Source organism: Streptomyces sp. NPDC050145 (assembly GCF_044460245.1).
Lineage (GTDB): Bacteria > Actinomycetota > Actinomycetes > Streptomycetales > Streptomycetaceae > Streptomyces.
In genome coordinates this window covers 104,104-119,994 of the sequence record NZ_JBITJS010000024.1, presented here as the reverse complement: position 1 = coordinate 119,994, position 15,891 = coordinate 104,104, and the positions used below count along the sequence as shown (strand labels likewise).

Here is a 15,891-nt window from a genome sequence, read left to right as displayed (position 1 = left end):
CGGGCCCGCATGGTCAAGGAGTACAAGTCCGAGCTCATGCACCCCTACTACGCGGCCGAACGCGGACTCGTCGACGACGTCATCGACCCCGCCGACACCCGCGAGGTCCTCATCAAGTCCCTGGCGATGCTCCGCACCAAGCACGCCGACCTGCCGTCCCGCAAGCACGGCAACCCGCCGCAGTAACGGAGCACCGTCATGGCAAAACAAGAACGTGCCGTGCGCACGCGCGAGGCACTGGTCAAATCGGCCGCCGAGGTCTTCGACTGCGAAGGCTTCAGCGTCGCCTCCCTCACCACCATCAGCAGCAGGGCCGGGGTGAGCAACGGAGCGCTGCACTTCCACTTCGCCAGCAAGGCCGCACTCGCCGAAGCCGTCGAAGAGGCGGCCGAGCGGCGTCTCGACCAGGTCACCCACCGCGGCACCGCGGACCCCAACGCCCTGCAGTGCCTGGTGGACGCCACTCACGACCTGGCCCGTGGGCTGCGCGAGGACGTCGTCCTGCGGGCCGGTTTCTGCCTGAGCAGCGACCAGGCCTACGCCGGCGAGCGCGACCTGCGACTCGAATGGCGCCGCTGGGTCGAGGGCACCCTCAAGCGCGCCGACGGCGACGGCACGCTCACCGAGAGCGTGCCCGCGCAGGACGTGATGCTCGCCGTCGTCGCCGCGACCGTGGGCTTCGAGGTGCTCGGAGCACGGGACGCCACCTGGCTCTCGTACCGCACCCTCACCCGCTTCTGGCAGTTGCTGCTGCCCAGACTCGCCGCGCCGACCACGCTCGACACCCTCAGAGCGGAGGGCGTGCACGGTCCACGGACCGGGAACGCCACCCGGATCGGGCACCAGAGCCGCGAGCCCTGACCCCGGCCGGCCCAGGACACCGGGCGCCCGCGCCCGGACGCAACCGAACACTCCGGGCCCGTGAGACGACCTGTGGGCCCCCACCCCCCAGGAGGAACTTCCTTGCACAGCACCCAGCCGGAGACAACGGCACAACGCGATCCGCGGCGCTGGGTCATCCTGGGGGTGATCTGCCTGGCCCAACTCGTCGTCCTGCTCGACAACACCGTCCTCAACGTCGCCATCCCGGTGCTCACCGAGGACCTGGGCGCGACCACCGCCGACGTCCAGTGGATGGTCAACGCCTACGCACTCGTGCAGTCCGGACTCCTGCTCACCGCGGGCAGCTTCGCCGACCGGTACGGCCGCAAGCTGATGCTCCTCACCGGACTCGTCCTGTTCGGCCTCGGCTCCGGAGCCGCCGCCCTCGCCCAGACCTCCGGGCAGCTCATCGCCGCCCGTGCCGGCATGGGCATCGGCGGCGCGCTCCTCGCCACGACCACCCTCGCCGTGATCATGCAGGTTTTCGAGGACGACGAGCGGCCCAGGGCCATCGGCCTGTGGGGCGCCGTCAGTTCGCTCGGCTTCGCCGCGGGCCCGCTCCTCGGCGGCGCCCTGCTCGACCACTTCTGGTGGGGATCCATCTTCCTCATCAACATCCCCGTCGCCCTGTTCGGCCTCGTCGCCGTCGCCCGTCTCGTCCCCGAGACCAAGAACCCGCAGGGCGACCGGCCCGACCTCGTCGGCGCGGTGCTGTCCACGCTCGGCATGGTGGGCGTCGTCTACGCGATCATCTCCGGGCCCGAGCACGGCTGGGGCTCCGCCCGCGTCCTGGTGCCCGCGGGCATCGGCGTGATCGCCCTCTTCACCTTCGTGCGCTGGGAACTGCGGGTGCCGCACCCGATGCTGGACATGAGCTTCTTCCGCAGCCGTCGCTTCAACGGGGCGATCGCGGGCGGCCTGCTCGTGGCCCTCGGCATGGCCGGCTCGCTGTTCCTGCTGACCCAGCACCTCCAGCTCGTCCTCGGCTACGACGCCCTGCAGGCCGGGCTGCGCACGGCGCCGCTCGCCCTGACCATCGTCTGCCTCAACCTCGCGGGCATCGGCGCCAAACTCCTCGCCAAGCTCGGCGCGGCACGCTCGATCGCGCTCGGGATGACGCTCCTCGCGGTCGGTCTCGCGGCGGTCGCCGTGCTCGGCTCGGGCTCCGACGCCAACTACGGCGGCATGCTCGTCGGCCTTGTCCTCATGGGCAGCGGCATCGCGCTCGCCATGCCCGCCATGGCCGTCTCGATCATGTCCTCGATCCCGCCGGCCAAGGCCGGTGTCGGGGCGGGCGTCCAGGGCACGCTGACCGAGTTCGGCGGCGGGCTCGGCGTCGCCGTGCTGGGCGCCGTGCTCGGCTCCCGGTTCGCGGCGCTGCTCCCCGCCGGGATCGGCGCCTCCGGGTCGCTGGCCGTGGCCCTCACGGACGCCGGTGACGACCCGGGCCTCGTCCGGCAGGTCCACGACGCGTTCGGGGACGCGGTGAGCACCAGTCAGCTCATCGGCGCCGCCGCCGTGTTCGCGGGTGGCCTGCTCGCGGGCACCCTGCTGCACCTCGCCGACCGGGCCGCCGCCCCGCAGGAGCAGGCGCCCGCCGCGACGGAGGCTCCGGCGGCCGCCGGATAACCGCACCGCACACAGGACCGGGCCCGGGGCGTGATGCCCCGGGCCCGGTCTCGTGTCCCGTCGCGTGTCTCGTCGTGTGCGGGTGAGCGCCGTCAGGCGCCCGGCATCCCGGCGATGCCCCAGCGCTGCGGCGGGACACCCGTCAGCGCGATCCAGGTCTGCTCGCGCACCTCCTCGCCGAAGACGTCCACCGTCGCCTGGGTCAGCCGCTCGATCAGGGCCCGCTCCGTCTCCGGGGTCAGCCGGCGGTCGTAGATCTTGACGTCGATGAAGGGCATGTACGGGCCTTTCGCTGGTTCGGTATGTGGTCAGGTACGGCGGGCGGTCACGCCGTGCGGGCCAGGTTCGCCTTCGCGCCCGCCTTCGCGCCTGCCTTCGCGCCTGCCTTCTCGTATGCCTCGCGCATCGCCCGCGTCACCGCCGACACCAGGTGGTCGACCTGGTCGTCCGTGAGACCCGGGTGGCACGGCAGGTTCATGTGCTCCTCGAACCAGACCCGTTCGGCCTGCGGGCACTCGCCCGCGCCGTGGCCGCGCAGCCGCCACTCCGGCGACAGGTGCAGCGGGAAGTAGCGCAGCTGGATCTCCACGCCGAGCAGGTCGACGGCCCGTACGAAGTGCTCGCGCACCTCGCGGCCGGCCGTCAGGAAGAACGTGTACAGGTGATACGAGTGCCGGCTGTCCGGAGCCGCCCGGTGCAGACGCACCCCGGGGAACGCCGAGAGGGCCTCGTCGAGGCGGCCCGCGATCCAGCGCCGCCGGTCCACGAAGCGGTCCAGCGAGTCCAGTTGCACCATGCCGACCGCGGCCGCCGCCTCCGACATCGTGGCGTTGGTGCCCGCACCGCGGATGCCGACCGCCGTGTGCCGGTACACCGAGTCGGCGAACTTCATCCACGGCAGCAGCGCGGGCCGCTCCTCGTCGGCGACGGTGCGCGGGGTGAACACGCCGTCCACCTCGTTGTCGCGGATGCGCAGCACCCGCTCCGCCCACTCGTCCCGAGCCAGGGTGATCATGCCGCCCTCGCCGAGCGTGGTGATGTTCTTCGTCGAGTGGAAGCTGAAGCAGCCGATGTCGGCGAGCGCGCCGGGATGGCGGCCCTTGTACAGGGCGCCGATGCCGTGCGCGCTGTCCTCCACGACGATCGCCCCGTGCCGCCGGGCGATCGCCATGATCCGGTCCATGTCGGCCGGGTTGCCGCCGTAGTGGACCAGGAAGATCGCCCGGGTGCGGTCCGTGACCAGCGTCTCCAGGACGTCCGGGTCCATGTTCAGGGTGTCGGGGTCCACGTCGCAGAACCGCACCCGCACGTCATGGTCGAGCAGCGGCTGGATCGTGGCCTGGAAGGTCTGCGGCGTCGCGATCACCTCGTCGCCGGGGGCGAGGTCGAGGAGCCGGGTGGCCAGCTCCAGGGCGACCGTGCCGCTGGTCACGGTCAGGGCGTGCCGGGCGCCGATCCGCTCGCGGAAGCGTTCCTCGAAACGGTCCCGCCACACCCCGGACGTCAGCGTCCCTTCGGCCCGCACCAGTTCCGCCAGGGCCGCGAGGTCCGCCTCGCCGAGGACGCTGCCGCGGCGGGCGAACGGCACCCGGTGGGTGCCGCCCGCCAGCGCCACGGCGCTCACGCCGCCGCCTTCGCGAGCCGCTCCAGCTTGTCGGCGATCCGGGCCCGCAGCACCTTCTTGTCGACCTTGTTCAGGCCGGTCAGCGGGAAGGAGTCGACGATCTCGACGCGGTCGGGCAGCTTGTACGCGGCCAGGCCGCGCGAGCGCAGCAGTTCGCGCAGCACGGGCAGCCGCGGGGCCGGCCGGCCCGGCGCCGCGATCACGTACGCGCACACCTTCTCGCCCAGCACCGGATCGGGCATCGCCACCACCGCCGCCTGCTGCACGTCCGGGTGGGCCGCGAGGTGGCCCTCGACCTCGGTGGCCGAGACCTTGTCGCCGCCGCGGATCACGACGTCCTTGACCCTGCCCTCGATCACGATCTCGCCGCCCGGCGTGCGCCGTACCAGATCGCCGCTGCGGTAGAAGCCGTCCTCGGTGAACGCGGTGGCGTTGTGCTCGGGCGCCCGGTAGTAGCCGCGCAGCGTGTACGGGCCCCGGGTGAGCAGCTCGCCGATCGCGCCGTCCGGGACGTCCGCGCCGTCCGCGTCGACGACGCGGATCTCGTCGGCGGGGGAGACCGGGCGGCCCTGCGTCGTCAGAATCGTCTCGCGCGGGTCGTCGTAGCGGGTGAACGTCAGCAGCCCCTCGGCCATGCCGAACACCTGCTGGAGCCGCACCTCCAGGAGGGGCTCGATGCGCTCCGCCAGCTCGTCGTGCAGCTTGGCGCTGCCCACCTGGAGGACCTCCAGGCTGGACAGGTCGTGCCCGTGACCCTCCTCGACGGTGTCCAGCCACAGATGGACGATGGTGGGGATCACCGACGTGAGGGTGACGCGCTCCCGCTCGATCAGCGGGAAACAGGCCAGCGGCTGCGGCGTCTCGGCGAAGACCACGCGGCCCCCGACCCGCAGCGTGCCGATGATGCCGGGGCAGCCCCACGGGAAGTTGAACTCGACGGGCAGCACCGCCAGATAGACCGTGTCGGCGTCGAGGCCGCAGATCTCCCCGGTGATCCGCGTCTGGTACGCGTAGTCGTCATGGGTGCGCGGGATCAGCTTCGGCAGCGCCGTCGTCCCGCCCGACAGCAGGAAGAACGCGACGTCCGAGGCGTCCGGCTCGGGCAGGTCCACCGGCTCGGCGTCCACGTCGGCCAGCGCGACACAGCCTTCGTCCGGGTCGCCGGGATCGCCCGCCACGAACACCTGCGTGATCGCGGGGATCTTGTCCCGGACCGACACGGCCAGCGCACGGTGGTCGAAGCCGTTGAAGCTGTCCGGTACGACATAGGCGCTCGCCCCGGACAATTCGGCCAGATGCCGGATCTCGTTCTCCCGGTGGGCGGGCAGCGCGAACACCGGGAGGGCGCCCAGGCGGAACAGCGCGAAGCAGACCGCCACGAAGTCCGGGGTGTTGGGCAGCTGCACCAGGACCCGGTCACCGGGCGCCACCCCGCGTGCCGCGAAGCCCGCGGCGAGCCGGTCGCACCACGCGTCCAGGGCCCGGTAGGTGAGGCGCCGCCGTCCGTCCGCGCCGACCAGGGCCTCCCGGTCGCCGTACTCGCCGGCCCACCGCCGCAGCAGCGCACCGAGCGTCTCGCCCCGCCAGTACCCGTCCGCGCGATAGCGCGCGGCCAGATCCTCGGGCCAGGGAACGCATCCGTCCAGCATCGTCCGTCCTTCCGCCGTTCGGGTTCGGCCCAGTCTCGGCAGGGGCGTTGACACGGCGCTGATGCGCACGTGCCGCGGCGGCCCGGCGCGTCAGGCGGCGATCAGGGCGGCGTCAGCCCGTCCGGCCACGATGCGGACGTACGGGCTGAGGGAAAGCCATGCCGAGCGCGGCCGGAGAAATGGGAGAACCCGATGGAGACCTGGGTCCTGAGCAGGGACGACATCGCGGACGTCGTGACCGCGGTCGGGCGCGACGCCCTGATGCGCCGGGTCGTCGACCGGCTCGCCGAAGGCTTCGCCGACGTCGGACGCGGCACGCGTGAACTGTCGCCGCTGCGCGACGGGTTCGAGCGGTCGGAGCCGGTGCAGGGCATCTTCGAGTGGATGCCGCACCGCGATCCCGGCGACAGCATCACCCTCAAGACCGTCGGCTACAGCCCGGCGAACCCCCACCACTTCGGGCTGCCCACCATCATCGGCACCGTCGCCCGCTACGACGACAGCACCGGCGCGCTGACCGCCCTCATGGACGGGGTCCTCCTCACCGCGATCCGTACCGGTGCCGCCGCGGCCGTCGCCAGCCGACTCCTTGCCGCACCCGACAGCCGCGTGCTCGGCCTCGTCGGCGCCGGCGCCCAGGCGGTGACCCAGCTCCACGCCCTGTCCCTGGAGTTCCCGCTGGAGAAGGTCCTCGTCTGGGACACCGAACGCGCCCACCGCGAGAGCTTCGCGCGCCGTGCCGCCTTCACCGGCCTCGACGTGGAGATCGCCGACCCCGCGCGGATCCTCGCCGAGTCGGACATCGTCTCCACGGCCACCTCCGTCCCCGTCGGCGCCGGACCCGTCCTGCCCGACGGGCCGCACCGCGAACACCTGCACATCAACGCGATCGGCGCCGACCTCGTCGGCAAGACCGAACTGCCCCTGACCCTGCTGCGCCGGGCGTTCGTCACCGCCGACCACCCCGAGCAGGCCCACCGCGAGGGGGAGTGCCAGCGCCTCGCCCCGCACCAGACCGGACCGGGGCTGACCCTGCTGGTGGCCGAACCGGTCCTGGCCCGCGAACAGCGCGGCGCGCTGACCGTGTTCGACTCCACCGGGTTCGCGCTCGAGGACGCGCTGGCCATGGAGGTGTTCCTCCAGGTGGCCGCCGAGCACGGCCTCGGCAGCCGGCTCCAGATCGAGCACCACCCCGCCGACGCCCTCGACCCGTACGCGCTCCAGCCGGCCCCCACCCCGGCCGGCCGCTGAACCGGCCGCGCCCCCGGACCGTCACCCCCACGAAGGAGACCCCCTCGATGGCCCAGAAGACCCTCCCCGCACCCCGGCCGACCGTCGAGGACGGCGGACACCGACTCTTCGGCTGGCTGCGGGAGATGCGGGACGAACACCCCGTCCACGAGGACGAGTACGGCGTCTTCCACGTCCACCGGTACGCCGACGTGGTCGCCGTCTCCTCGGACCCGGTGGTCTTCTCCTCCGAACTGCACCGGCTGCGCCCCGACTCGGAGGCCCTCACCGAGGAGATCCTCTCGGTGATCGACCCGCCGCTGCACCGCACCCTGCGCCGGCTGGTCAGCAAGGCGTTCACACCGCGCACGATCGCGGCGCTGGAGCCGCGCATCGTGGAGCTCGCCGGGCAGCTCCTCGACGGGATCGAGGGGGACTCCCTCGACCTGATCGGCGACTTCGCCTACCCGCTGCCCGTCATCGTGATCGCCGAACTCCTCGGCGTCCCGGCCGAGGACCGCACCCTGTTCCGGTCCTGGTCCGAGCGGATGCTGTCGATGCAGGTCGACGACCCGGCGGACATGCAGTTCGGGGACGACGCGGGCGAGGACTACGAGAAGCTCGTCAAGGAACCGATGAAGGCGATGCACGCCTACCTTCTCGGGCACGTCGAGGACCGCAGGAAGAACCCGGGCGACGACCTGATCTCCGCGCTGGTCGCCGCCGAGGTCGACGGCGAGCGGCTGACCGACCGCCAGATCGTGGAGTTCGGCGGCCTGCTGCTGATGGCCGGGCACGTCTCCACGTCCATGATGCTCGGCAACACGGTGCTGTGCCTGGAGGAGAACCCCGAGATCGCGGCCGCGGTCCGGGCCGACCGGACGCTGATCCCCGCCGTCGTCGAGGAGGTCATGCGGCTGCGCCCGCCGATCACCGTCATGGCCCGTGTCACCACCCGGGACACCGAGATCGCCGGGGTTCCCGTCCCGGCCGGGCGGATGGTCGTCCCCTCACTCCTGTCCGCCAACCACGACGAACGGTTCTTCCCGGACCCGGAGCGCTTCGACCCCGCACGGGACAACCGGCAGCAGATCGCGTTCGGCCACGGCATCCACTACTGCCTCGGCGCCCCGCTCGCCCGCATGGAGGGCCGCATCGCGCTCGAGGCACTGCTCGACCGCTTCGCCGACGTGCGCGTCACCGAGGGCGCACCTCTGCGCTACCACCGCGACGGACTGTTCGGTGTGCGGAACCTCCCGCTGACCGTACGGCGAGCCTGAGACCCGAGGGGGCAGTCGTGCGCACCGTACGAACCCTGCTGATCGACAACTACGACTCGTTCACCTACAACCTGTTCCAGATGCTGGCCGAGGTGAACGCCTGCCCGCCCGTCGTCGTCAAGAACGACGACCACGCGGCCTTCGCGGCACTCGACCCGCTCGACTTCGACAACGTCGTCGTCTCCCCGGGCCCCGGCCACCCCGGCACCGACACCGACCTCGGCCTGAGCCGGCGCGTCATCGAGGACTGGGACCTGCCGCTGCTCGGCGTGTGCCTCGGACACCAGGCACTGTGCCTGCTCGGCGGCGGCGAGGTCGGGCACGCGCCCGAGCCCGTGCACGGCCGGACCAGCCTCATCGAGCACGACGGCACCGGCCTTTTCGAGGCGGTCCCCTCGCCGCTGCGCGTGGTGCGCTACCACTCGCTCACCGTGCACCGGCCGCCCGCCGAGCTGGTGACGACCGCCGCGACGCGCGACGGCCTCCTGATGGCCGTACGGCACCGGGCGGCACCGCGCTGGGGCGTGCAGTTCCACCCCGAGTCCATCAGCAGCGAGCACGGCCACCGGCTGCTCGCCAACTTCCGCGACCTGAGCCTGCGGGCCCTCGGGCGCGCCCCGTTCGCCACCGAGGTGCCCGGCGTGCGGCCCGCCGCCGAGACCCCGGCCGGCGTGGGGGAGGGGAGCGGACTGCGGCTGCACGTGCGGGAGCTGGCCGAGGTCCCCGACGCCGACGCCGCGTTCGAGGCGCTCTTCGGCGACGCCCCGGCCCGCTTCTGGCTCGACAGCAGCCGCGTCGACCCGGGCCTGTCCCGCTTCACCTTCCTCGGCGCCCCCACGGGGCCGCTGGGCGAGATCCTCACGTACGACGTCGCCGAGCACCTCGTCCGCGTACGCGACCACGCGGGGCAGGAGCGGCGCAGCCCCGGCACCCTCTTCGAGCACCTGGAACGGGAGCTGGCCGCGCGCCGCACCCCCGCCGCACCGGACCTGCCGTTCCAGTTCAACCTCGGCTACGTCGGCTACCTCGGGTACGAGATGAAGGCCGACGCCGGGGGCGAGGCTGCCCACGCGGCCGAACTGCCGGACGGAGCCGTCCTGTTCGCGGACCGGATGCTGGCCCTCGACCACGCCGAGCACCGGGCCTGGCTGATCGCGCTCAGCGATCCCCGGCGTCCCGTGAGCGCCCGCGCGGCACAGGGCTGGCTCGCCGAGGCCGCGGCGAGCCTGGCCGCCACCGTCCCCGGCCCGCCCCTCGTCCTGCTGCCCGAGGACGAACTGCTCCCGCTGGACGTCGAGTTCCGGCACGACCCGGCCGAGTACCGGGAGCTCGTCGAGGAGTGCCGGCGCCTCATCCGCGACGGCGAGACCTACGAGGTGTGCCTGACGAACCTGCTGCGGGTGCCCGGCCGCGTCGACCCGCTCACCGCCTACCGGGCGCTACGGGCCATCAGCCCGGCCCCGTACGCCGCGTACCTGCAGTTCCCGCAGGGCGCGGTGCTGTCCTCCTCACCCGAGCGGTTCCTGCGCATCGACGCCGAGGGCGTCGCCGAGTCCAAACCGATCAAGGGCACGCGCCCGCGCGGCACCACCCCGGCCGAGGACGCCGCCATCGCCCGGGACCTGGCCGCGGCGGAGAAGGACCGCTCCGAGAACCTGATGATCGTGGACCTCGTCCGCAACGACCTCGGGCAGGTCTGCGAGATCGGCAGCGTCCACGTGCCCAAGCTGTTCGACGTGGAGTCGTACGCGACCGTGCACCAGCTGGTCAGCACCGTGCGCGGGCGGCTGGCCCCCGGCGTCTCACGGCCCGCCGCCGTACGGGCCGCGTTCCCCGGCGGGTCGATGACCGGGGCGCCGAAGGTGCGCACCATGCAGTTCATCGACCGGCTCGAGGGCGGGGCGCGCGGCGTCTACTCGGGGGCGCTCGGCTACTTCGCCCTGAGCGGCGCGGTCGACCTCAGCATCGTGATCCGGACCATCGTCGCCACCGAGGAAGCCGCCACGATCGGGGTGGGCGGGGCGGTCATCGCCCTGTCCGACCCGGACGACGAGGTGCAGGAGATGCTCCTCAAGGCCCGCACCACGCTGCGCGCCCTACGCCAGGCGCAGGCCGCCGCACCGGCCGGGCCCCGCGAACTGCTGGCCGGCAGCGTGCGGTGACCGCACCGGGACGGCGGCCGGGGCCGCCCGCGACGTCAGCGCGGCCGGGCGAAGGACTCGGCGCAGGCGTCGGCCAGTTCGGTCAGGTGCCCCTCGCCGAGGGTGGCCCGCAACTCGTCGAAGAGGGCCTCGAAGGCCTCGGGGCGGTGGTCGGCCACGGCCCGGCCCAGCCGCTCGAGGCCGTGGCCCACGGCTTGCCGGGCGGCCTCGGCGTGCGGGTTCGCCGCCTGGACGTCCCAGTACACCTCCGGCGTGCCCGACGCGACGCGGGCGAGGAGCTCCAGCAGCGTGCGGTGCGGGGGCGGCGCCGTGGCGCGCAGCGCGTCCACATCGGCCCCCAGCTCACCGAGGGCGAGACCGAAGGCGAGGACGGCGGCGTGGGTCGCCGCCTGCTGCGCGGCGGTCTGCCGGTCGTGCGCGTCCGGCGTCATCTCCACCACCCGGCCGCCCCAGTCGGCGATCAGCCCGAGCAGCTCCCGTACGGCGGGCCCGTCGGTGACGACGGCCGCCGCCACGGGCCGGCCCGGCAGGGGCAGCGACGGGGCGAACATCGGGTTGAGGCCCACCGCCTGGACGCCGGGCGCCTCGTCGCGCAGCCGCCGGGCGACGCCCTCCTTGACGGAGAGGGTGTCCGCGAAGAGCGCCCCGGTCCGCATCAGCCGGGTCACCGGGCGCACGGCGTCCAGGGCGACCGCTTCCGGTACGGCCAGCAGCACCAGGTCGGCGCGGGCCAGGGCGCGGGCGGTGGCGGGGCCCGGTGCGCGGATGTCGTCGGCCACGGCGCCCGGACCGCTCGCCGCGGGGTCGACGCACAGGACCTCCGCACCCGACGCGGCCAGCCGTCCGGCGAACAACCGCCCGACCGCTCCCGTGCCTCCGGCCACCACACAGTGCTCGAACATCTTCGTCTCCCAGTCCTTCAGCGGTTGATCGCACGAGTGATCGCACGACGAGAAGCAAGCGGAAAAGCAAGCGGAACAGCAAGCGGAAAAACGAGCGGAAAAAGAGGAGTTGCCATGTCCCTACGCATCGGGCCCGTGGACGGGGCCGAGGACCTCGAGTCGCTGCGGGCGCGTCTCGACGCGGTCGACGCGGACCTGCTCGACGCGGTGCGCGAGCGCCTGGAGATCTGCCTGCGCATCGGCGAGTACAAGCGGGTGAACGGCGTGGCGATGATGCAGCCGCACCGCATCGCCACCGTGCAGGGCCGCGCGGTCCGGTACGCCGAGGAGCACGGCATCGAGCCCGCGTTCCTGCGCGGCCTGTACGACACGATCATCGCGGAGACGTGCCGCCTGGAGGACGAGTGGATCGCCTCCGGCGGTACGGGCGACGACGCCGGCGCGGGGCAGCGGAGGGCCTCGTGAGCGCCGAGGTCCGTACGGACGCCACCGCACCGGACCTTCTGGCCGAGGCTCTGGACGAGGCCGCCGCACGGATCGCCGCGGCCGGGGTCGACGAGGCGGCCGCCCGGGAGGACGCGCGGCTGCTGGCCGCCCACGCGCTGCGGGTGGAGCCCTCCGGACTCGACGCGCTGAGCGCGGGGCCGGTCCCGGCGGAGTTCTGGGCGTACGTGGAGCGCCGCGTCGCGCGGGAGCCCGCCGAACGCATCATGGGGCACGCCTGGTTCATGGGGCAGCGCTTCGAGCTGGCACCCGGGGTGTTCGTGCCCAAGCCCGAGACGGCTGAGGTCGTTGAGGACGCAATAAACCGACTGCATGGTCTGATTCGGCGGGGAAATCGGTCCCCCGTGGTGGTCGACCTGTGTGCGGGGCCCGGCACCATGGCGGTGTCGATCGCCCGGCGCGTCCCCGAGGCGAAGGTCTACGGTGTAGAACTCTCCGAGGTGGCGGCACGTGTTGCTGTTCGCAATGCACGGGGGACCGGGGCGCGGATCGTCCAGGGTGACGCGCGCGACGCCTTCCCCGAACTCGACGGAACCGTCGACCTCGTCGTCAGCAATCCGCCCTACATCCCCATCGGGCTGCGCACCAGCGCCCCCGAGGTGCTCAACTACGATCCACCGCTGGCTCTTTGGGCTGGTGAGGGTGGTCTGCAGATGATCCGCGCGATGGAGAAGGTGGCGGGCCGGCTGCTGCGGCGCGGGGGAGTTCTGCTGCTGGAGCACGGTCGCTACCAGTTGGCTTCGGTGCCCCTGCTGTTCGCCGAGACGGGGCGCTGGAGGGACGCTGAATCCGTTTCCACCAGCAATGACGGATGCCTGACGGCGGTCCGCGGGGCGGCGCTCGGGGCGGCCGACTGACCCGCTCTTCTCTCGGTGTCGGGGGCTCATGGGGCAGAGATTACTTGTTCCAGATTGACAAACCGACCATGCTGTTTTTTTATTGCATGGGCCCCGATGCCGCAGCATGCCCGCTCCGGCGTCGAGGTGGGTGGCCCTGCACGCGCTGACCTGCATGCACCGAACTGGGGAGAAAAGATGGACATCGAAGTACTGGGCCCGCTGTCGGTGCGGGAGCACGGCATCTCGATCGCGCCGACCGCCCCCAAGCCGCGTCAGGTCCTCGCGCTGCTCGCACTCAACGCCGACCACGTCGTCCCCGTGCCCACGCTGATCGAGGAGCTCTGGGACGAACAGCCCCCGCGCAGCGCCCGCACCACCCTGCAGACCTACATACTGCAACTGCGGGAACTCATCGGTGAGGCGCTGCTCCAGGGCGGCGACGAGGGCACCAAGGCCAAGGACGTCCTGGTCACCCTGCCCGGCGGATATCGCCTGGAGACCCGCGGCGGCACCCTCGACTTCCAGGAACTGGAGCGGCGTGCGGGCGCCGGGTACCGGGCCATGGACGCCGAGGACTACGCGGGAGCCGCCCGGCGGCTGCGCGACGCCCTGTCGCTGTGGACCGGGGCCGCGCTCGCCGACGTCCAGGCCGGCAGCCAGATCACCCTCGAGGTCAGGCGCCTGGAGGAGACCCGCCTGTGCGCCCTCGACCAGCGGATCGAGGCGGACCTGCGGCTCGGCCACCACCGCGAGCTGCTCTCCGAACTGACGGTGCTGGTCAACCGGTACCCGATGCACGAGAGCCTGCACGGCCAGTTCATGCTCGCCCTGCATCGCTCCGGCCGGCGCGGCGAGGCCCTCAGCGTCTACCAGCGGCTGCGCACCACCCTCGTACGGGAGCTCGGCCTCGAGCCGTCGACCGCGCTGGGCCGGCTCCAGCGGTCCATCCTCATGGCCCACCCCGAGCCGGCCGCCGCGCCGGTGCCGGACGCCGTCGGCGCGCGGCTCGTCACCCGCTGAGACCACCCGCCCGCACGGCCCCTCCCTCCTACGAGGGAGGGGCCGCCGCCGTTCCGCGGCCATTCCCCCGGAACTCCCTCTCAAGAGGGATCGACGGTCTTCTCCCAATTGGTCGTTGGGGGCGATGCCCGCGATCACGGTGGCACGGCACGATGCGGTGGTGACGAATCGGAAGAAGGAAACCGGGCCTTCGGGGATACCCGCCGACCGGCGGGCTGACTTCCTCGAACTCATGCTGCTCTCCCGCGAATGCGACCGCCGATCGGGAATCGTGCTGCGGCAGGGCGAGGCCTGGTTCCACATTTCCTCCGCCGGGCACGAAGCGCTCGCGGCCCTCTGTGAGCTGCTGGAACCCGAGGACCTGATCGTCCCTCACTACCGCGACCGCACCCTGCTGCTGGCCCGCGGAATGGACCCCGAGGCCCAGGCCCGTGACCTCATGGCCAAGGCCGCCTCGCATTCCGGCGGACGCAATATGAGCGCCCATTTCGGCCACCGCGAAGGGAATGTCTTCTCGGTCGCGAGCCCGACCGGAAGCCAGTGTCTCCCGGCCGCCGGAGCCGCCTGGGCCGCGCAATTGCAGCACCGCGAACAGGTGGTCGTCTGCTCCATCGGAGACGCCTCCACCCGGCAGGGCGAATTCTTCGAGGCGGTCGCGTTCGCCGTGGAACGCGCGCTGCCCGTCCTCTTCCTCGTCTCCGACAACGGCTACGGCATCTCCACGCCGACCGCCGACATGTCACCCCGGGCCCTCGGACTGCTCCCGCCCGACCGCACCACCGTCGTCGACGGAGCCGACCCCGACGCCGTGCACGCCGCCGGCCGGACCGCCCTCGACGCGATACGCGACGGCCGGGGACCCCACGTCCTGTGGTGCGAGCTGGACCGGCTCGACCCCCACACCTCCTCCGACGACCACCGCGTCTACCGCAGCCAGGAGGACCTGGCCGCGCTGCGTGACCCAGTGGAACTCTTCGGCGCCCGCCTCGTCGAGGAGGGCGTCGTCGACGCGTCGTGGATCGAGCGCACCGCGGCCCGGCACGCCGCCGACGTCGAGGCGGTCTACGCGCGCGTCGCCGCCGAGCCGGCCGCCGACCCCAAGACCGTCATGGACCACCTCTTCGCCCCCGAGCCGGCCGTCACGGACACGGACACGGACGCCGCGCCGCTCACCGAGCCGTGCGGCGGGACCATGGTCGCCGCCGTCAACCGCGCCCTGGCCACGGGACTCGCCCGCCACCCCGAACTCGTCCTGTTCGGCGAGGACATCGACGACCCCAAGGGCGGCGTCTTCGGCTTCACCAAGGGGCTCGGCGAGGCCGCGGGCGCACGCATGACCAACGCGCCGCTCGCCGAGGCCACCATCGTCGGCGCCGCCGTCGGACTCGCCGCCGCCGGGATGCGGCCCGTCGTGGAGCTCCAGTTCGTCGACTTCGCCGGGCCCGCCTGGAACCAGATCGCGGCGCAGCTCACCACCCTGCGCTGGCGCAGCCTCTCCGCGTGGCAGTGCCCCGTCGTCCTCTACGCGCCCTGGGGCGGATACCTGCCCGGCGGCGGGATCTGGCACAGCCAGAGCAACGAGAGCCTGTTCACCCACCTGCCCGGCCTCAGGGTCGTCGTCCCCTCCACCCCCGAGGACACCGAGGCCGCGTTCCTCGAGTCGTTCACCGCGTCCGACCCGACGCTCATCCTGCTGCCCAAGCACCTCATGCGCCGCCGCCGCGAACCGGCCGCACGGCCCGCACCCGCCCTCGGCGCCCGCACCCTGCGCGGCGGCACCGACGTCGCCGACGTCACCGTCGTCAGCTGGGGCAACGGCACCGAACTCGCCCTGGACGCCGCCGACGCCCTCGCGGCCGACGGCGTCACCGCCGACGTGATCGACCTGCGCTGGCTCGTGCCCCTGGACCGCGAGACCGTCGCCGCCTCCGTACGCCGCACCGGCCGCCTCGTCGTGGTGCAGGAGGACAACCGCACCAGCAGCTTCGGCGCCGGACTCATCACCGAACTCCTGTCGCGGGACGACGAGTTCTACTCGCTGCTCGCCCCGCCGCGCCTGGTGACCCGGGAGGACGTGCACGTCCCCTTCCATCCCGACCTCGAGCGCGCCGTGCTGCCCGCCGCCGACGACGTGGTCGCGGCCGTCCGTTCCGTACTGGCCTGACCGCAG

The 15,891-nt window shown here is 72.7% G+C and carries 14 protein-coding genes; 10 read left to right on the top strand and 4 right to left on the bottom strand.

The window, feature by feature from the left end; all coding sequences use genetic code 11:
• The 3 genes from ACIBTU_RS35430 to ACIBTU_RS35420 all read left to right on the top strand — a co-directional run.
• On the top strand, window positions 1–186 hold a 186-nt coding region (locus tag ACIBTU_RS35430; protein WP_399130804.1), incomplete at its 5' end, for a carboxyl transferase domain-containing protein.
• Window positions 187–198: 12 nt separating this feature from the next.
• Complete coding sequence (locus ACIBTU_RS35425; protein ID WP_399130803.1) at window positions 199–861, top strand: ScbR family autoregulator-binding transcription factor; 663 nt, start codon at window positions 199–201, stop codon at window positions 859–861.
• A 102-nt stretch (window positions 862–963) separates the two neighbouring features.
• Window positions 964–2,511, top strand: coding sequence for an MFS transporter (locus ACIBTU_RS35420; protein WP_399130802.1), 1,548 nt, complete (start codon window positions 964–966; stop codon window positions 2,509–2,511).
• A gap of 92 nt (window positions 2,512–2,603) precedes the next feature.
• Here the strand turns inward: ACIBTU_RS35420 and ACIBTU_RS35415 are convergent, their stop codons facing one another.
• From ACIBTU_RS35415 to ACIBTU_RS35405, 3 genes are read right to left on the bottom strand one after another with little or no spacing between them, the layout of a single operon-like run.
• Window positions 2,604–2,789, bottom strand: coding sequence for a 4-oxalocrotonate tautomerase family protein (locus ACIBTU_RS35415; RefSeq protein WP_399130801.1), 186 nt, complete (start codon window positions 2,787–2,789; stop codon window positions 2,604–2,606).
• Between the two features lie 47 nt (window positions 2,790–2,836).
• Window positions 2,837–4,135: a DegT/DnrJ/EryC1/StrS family aminotransferase gene (locus tag ACIBTU_RS35410; RefSeq protein WP_399130800.1), complete on the bottom strand. Its 1,299-nt coding sequence runs from the start codon at window positions 4,133–4,135 to the stop codon at window positions 2,837–2,839.
• Window positions 4,132–5,784 carry a (2,3-dihydroxybenzoyl)adenylate synthase gene (locus ACIBTU_RS35405; protein WP_399130799.1) on the bottom strand — a complete coding sequence of 551 codons (1,653 nt, stop codon included), beginning with the start codon at window positions 5,782–5,784 and terminating at the stop codon, window positions 4,132–4,134. Before ACIBTU_RS35405 ends, ACIBTU_RS35410 begins: the two co-directional genes overlap by 4 nt.
• 192 nt (window positions 5,785–5,976) lie before the next feature.
• On the opposite strand from ACIBTU_RS35405, the gene ACIBTU_RS35400 reads away from it, so the two are divergent.
• Genes ACIBTU_RS35400 through pabB form a run of 3 tightly spaced genes read left to right on the top strand, consistent with a single transcriptional unit; the run spans window position 5,977 to window position 10,456 of the window.
• Complete coding sequence (locus tag ACIBTU_RS35400) at window positions 5,977–7,035, top strand: ornithine cyclodeaminase family protein (RefSeq protein ID WP_399130798.1); 1,059 nt, start codon at window positions 5,977–5,979, stop codon at window positions 7,033–7,035.
• A 47-nt stretch (window positions 7,036–7,082) separates the two neighbouring features.
• On the top strand, window positions 7,083–8,294 hold the full coding sequence (locus ACIBTU_RS35395) for a cytochrome P450 (RefSeq protein WP_399130796.1): 1,212 nt from the start codon (window positions 7,083–7,085) through the stop codon (window positions 8,292–8,294).
• 17 nt (window positions 8,295–8,311) lie between these two features.
• Window positions 8,312–10,456: an aminodeoxychorismate synthase component I gene (pabB, locus tag ACIBTU_RS35390; protein WP_399130795.1), complete on the top strand. Its 2,145-nt coding sequence runs from the start codon at window positions 8,312–8,314 to the stop codon at window positions 10,454–10,456.
• Window positions 10,457–10,491: 35 nt separating this feature from the next.
• Here the strand turns inward: pabB and ACIBTU_RS35385 are convergent, their stop codons facing one another.
• A complete protein-coding gene (locus tag ACIBTU_RS35385; protein WP_399130794.1) occupies window positions 10,492–11,358 on the bottom strand; it encodes a prephenate dehydrogenase/arogenate dehydrogenase family protein in 867 nt (288 codons plus the stop codon).
• Window positions 11,359–11,472: 114 nt separating this feature from the next.
• Between ACIBTU_RS35385 and ACIBTU_RS35380 the strand changes: the two genes are divergently transcribed.
• The 4 genes from ACIBTU_RS35380 (at window position 11,473) to ACIBTU_RS35365 (ending at window position 15,885) form a co-directional block, all read left to right on the top strand.
• Window positions 11,473–11,823 carry a chorismate mutase family protein gene (locus ACIBTU_RS35380; protein ID WP_399130793.1) on the top strand — a complete coding sequence of 117 codons (351 nt, stop codon included), beginning with the start codon at window positions 11,473–11,475 and terminating at the stop codon, window positions 11,821–11,823.
• On the top strand, window positions 11,820–12,719 hold the full coding sequence (locus ACIBTU_RS35375) for a N5-glutamine methyltransferase family protein (RefSeq protein ID WP_399130792.1): 900 nt from the start codon (window positions 11,820–11,822) through the stop codon (window positions 12,717–12,719). The genes ACIBTU_RS35380 and ACIBTU_RS35375 overlap by 4 nt, the downstream gene beginning before the upstream one ends.
• A gap of 177 nt (window positions 12,720–12,896) precedes the next feature.
• On the top strand, window positions 12,897–13,721 hold the full coding sequence (locus tag ACIBTU_RS35370; protein ID WP_399130790.1) for a BTAD domain-containing putative transcriptional regulator: 825 nt from the start codon (window positions 12,897–12,899) through the stop codon (window positions 13,719–13,721).
• Window positions 13,722–13,881: 160 nt separating this feature from the next.
• Window positions 13,882–15,885, top strand: a complete 2,004-nt coding sequence (locus tag ACIBTU_RS35365) for a thiamine pyrophosphate-dependent enzyme (RefSeq protein WP_399130789.1) — start codon at window positions 13,882–13,884, stop codon at window positions 15,883–15,885.
• Window positions 15,886–15,891 lie beyond the last annotated feature (6 nt).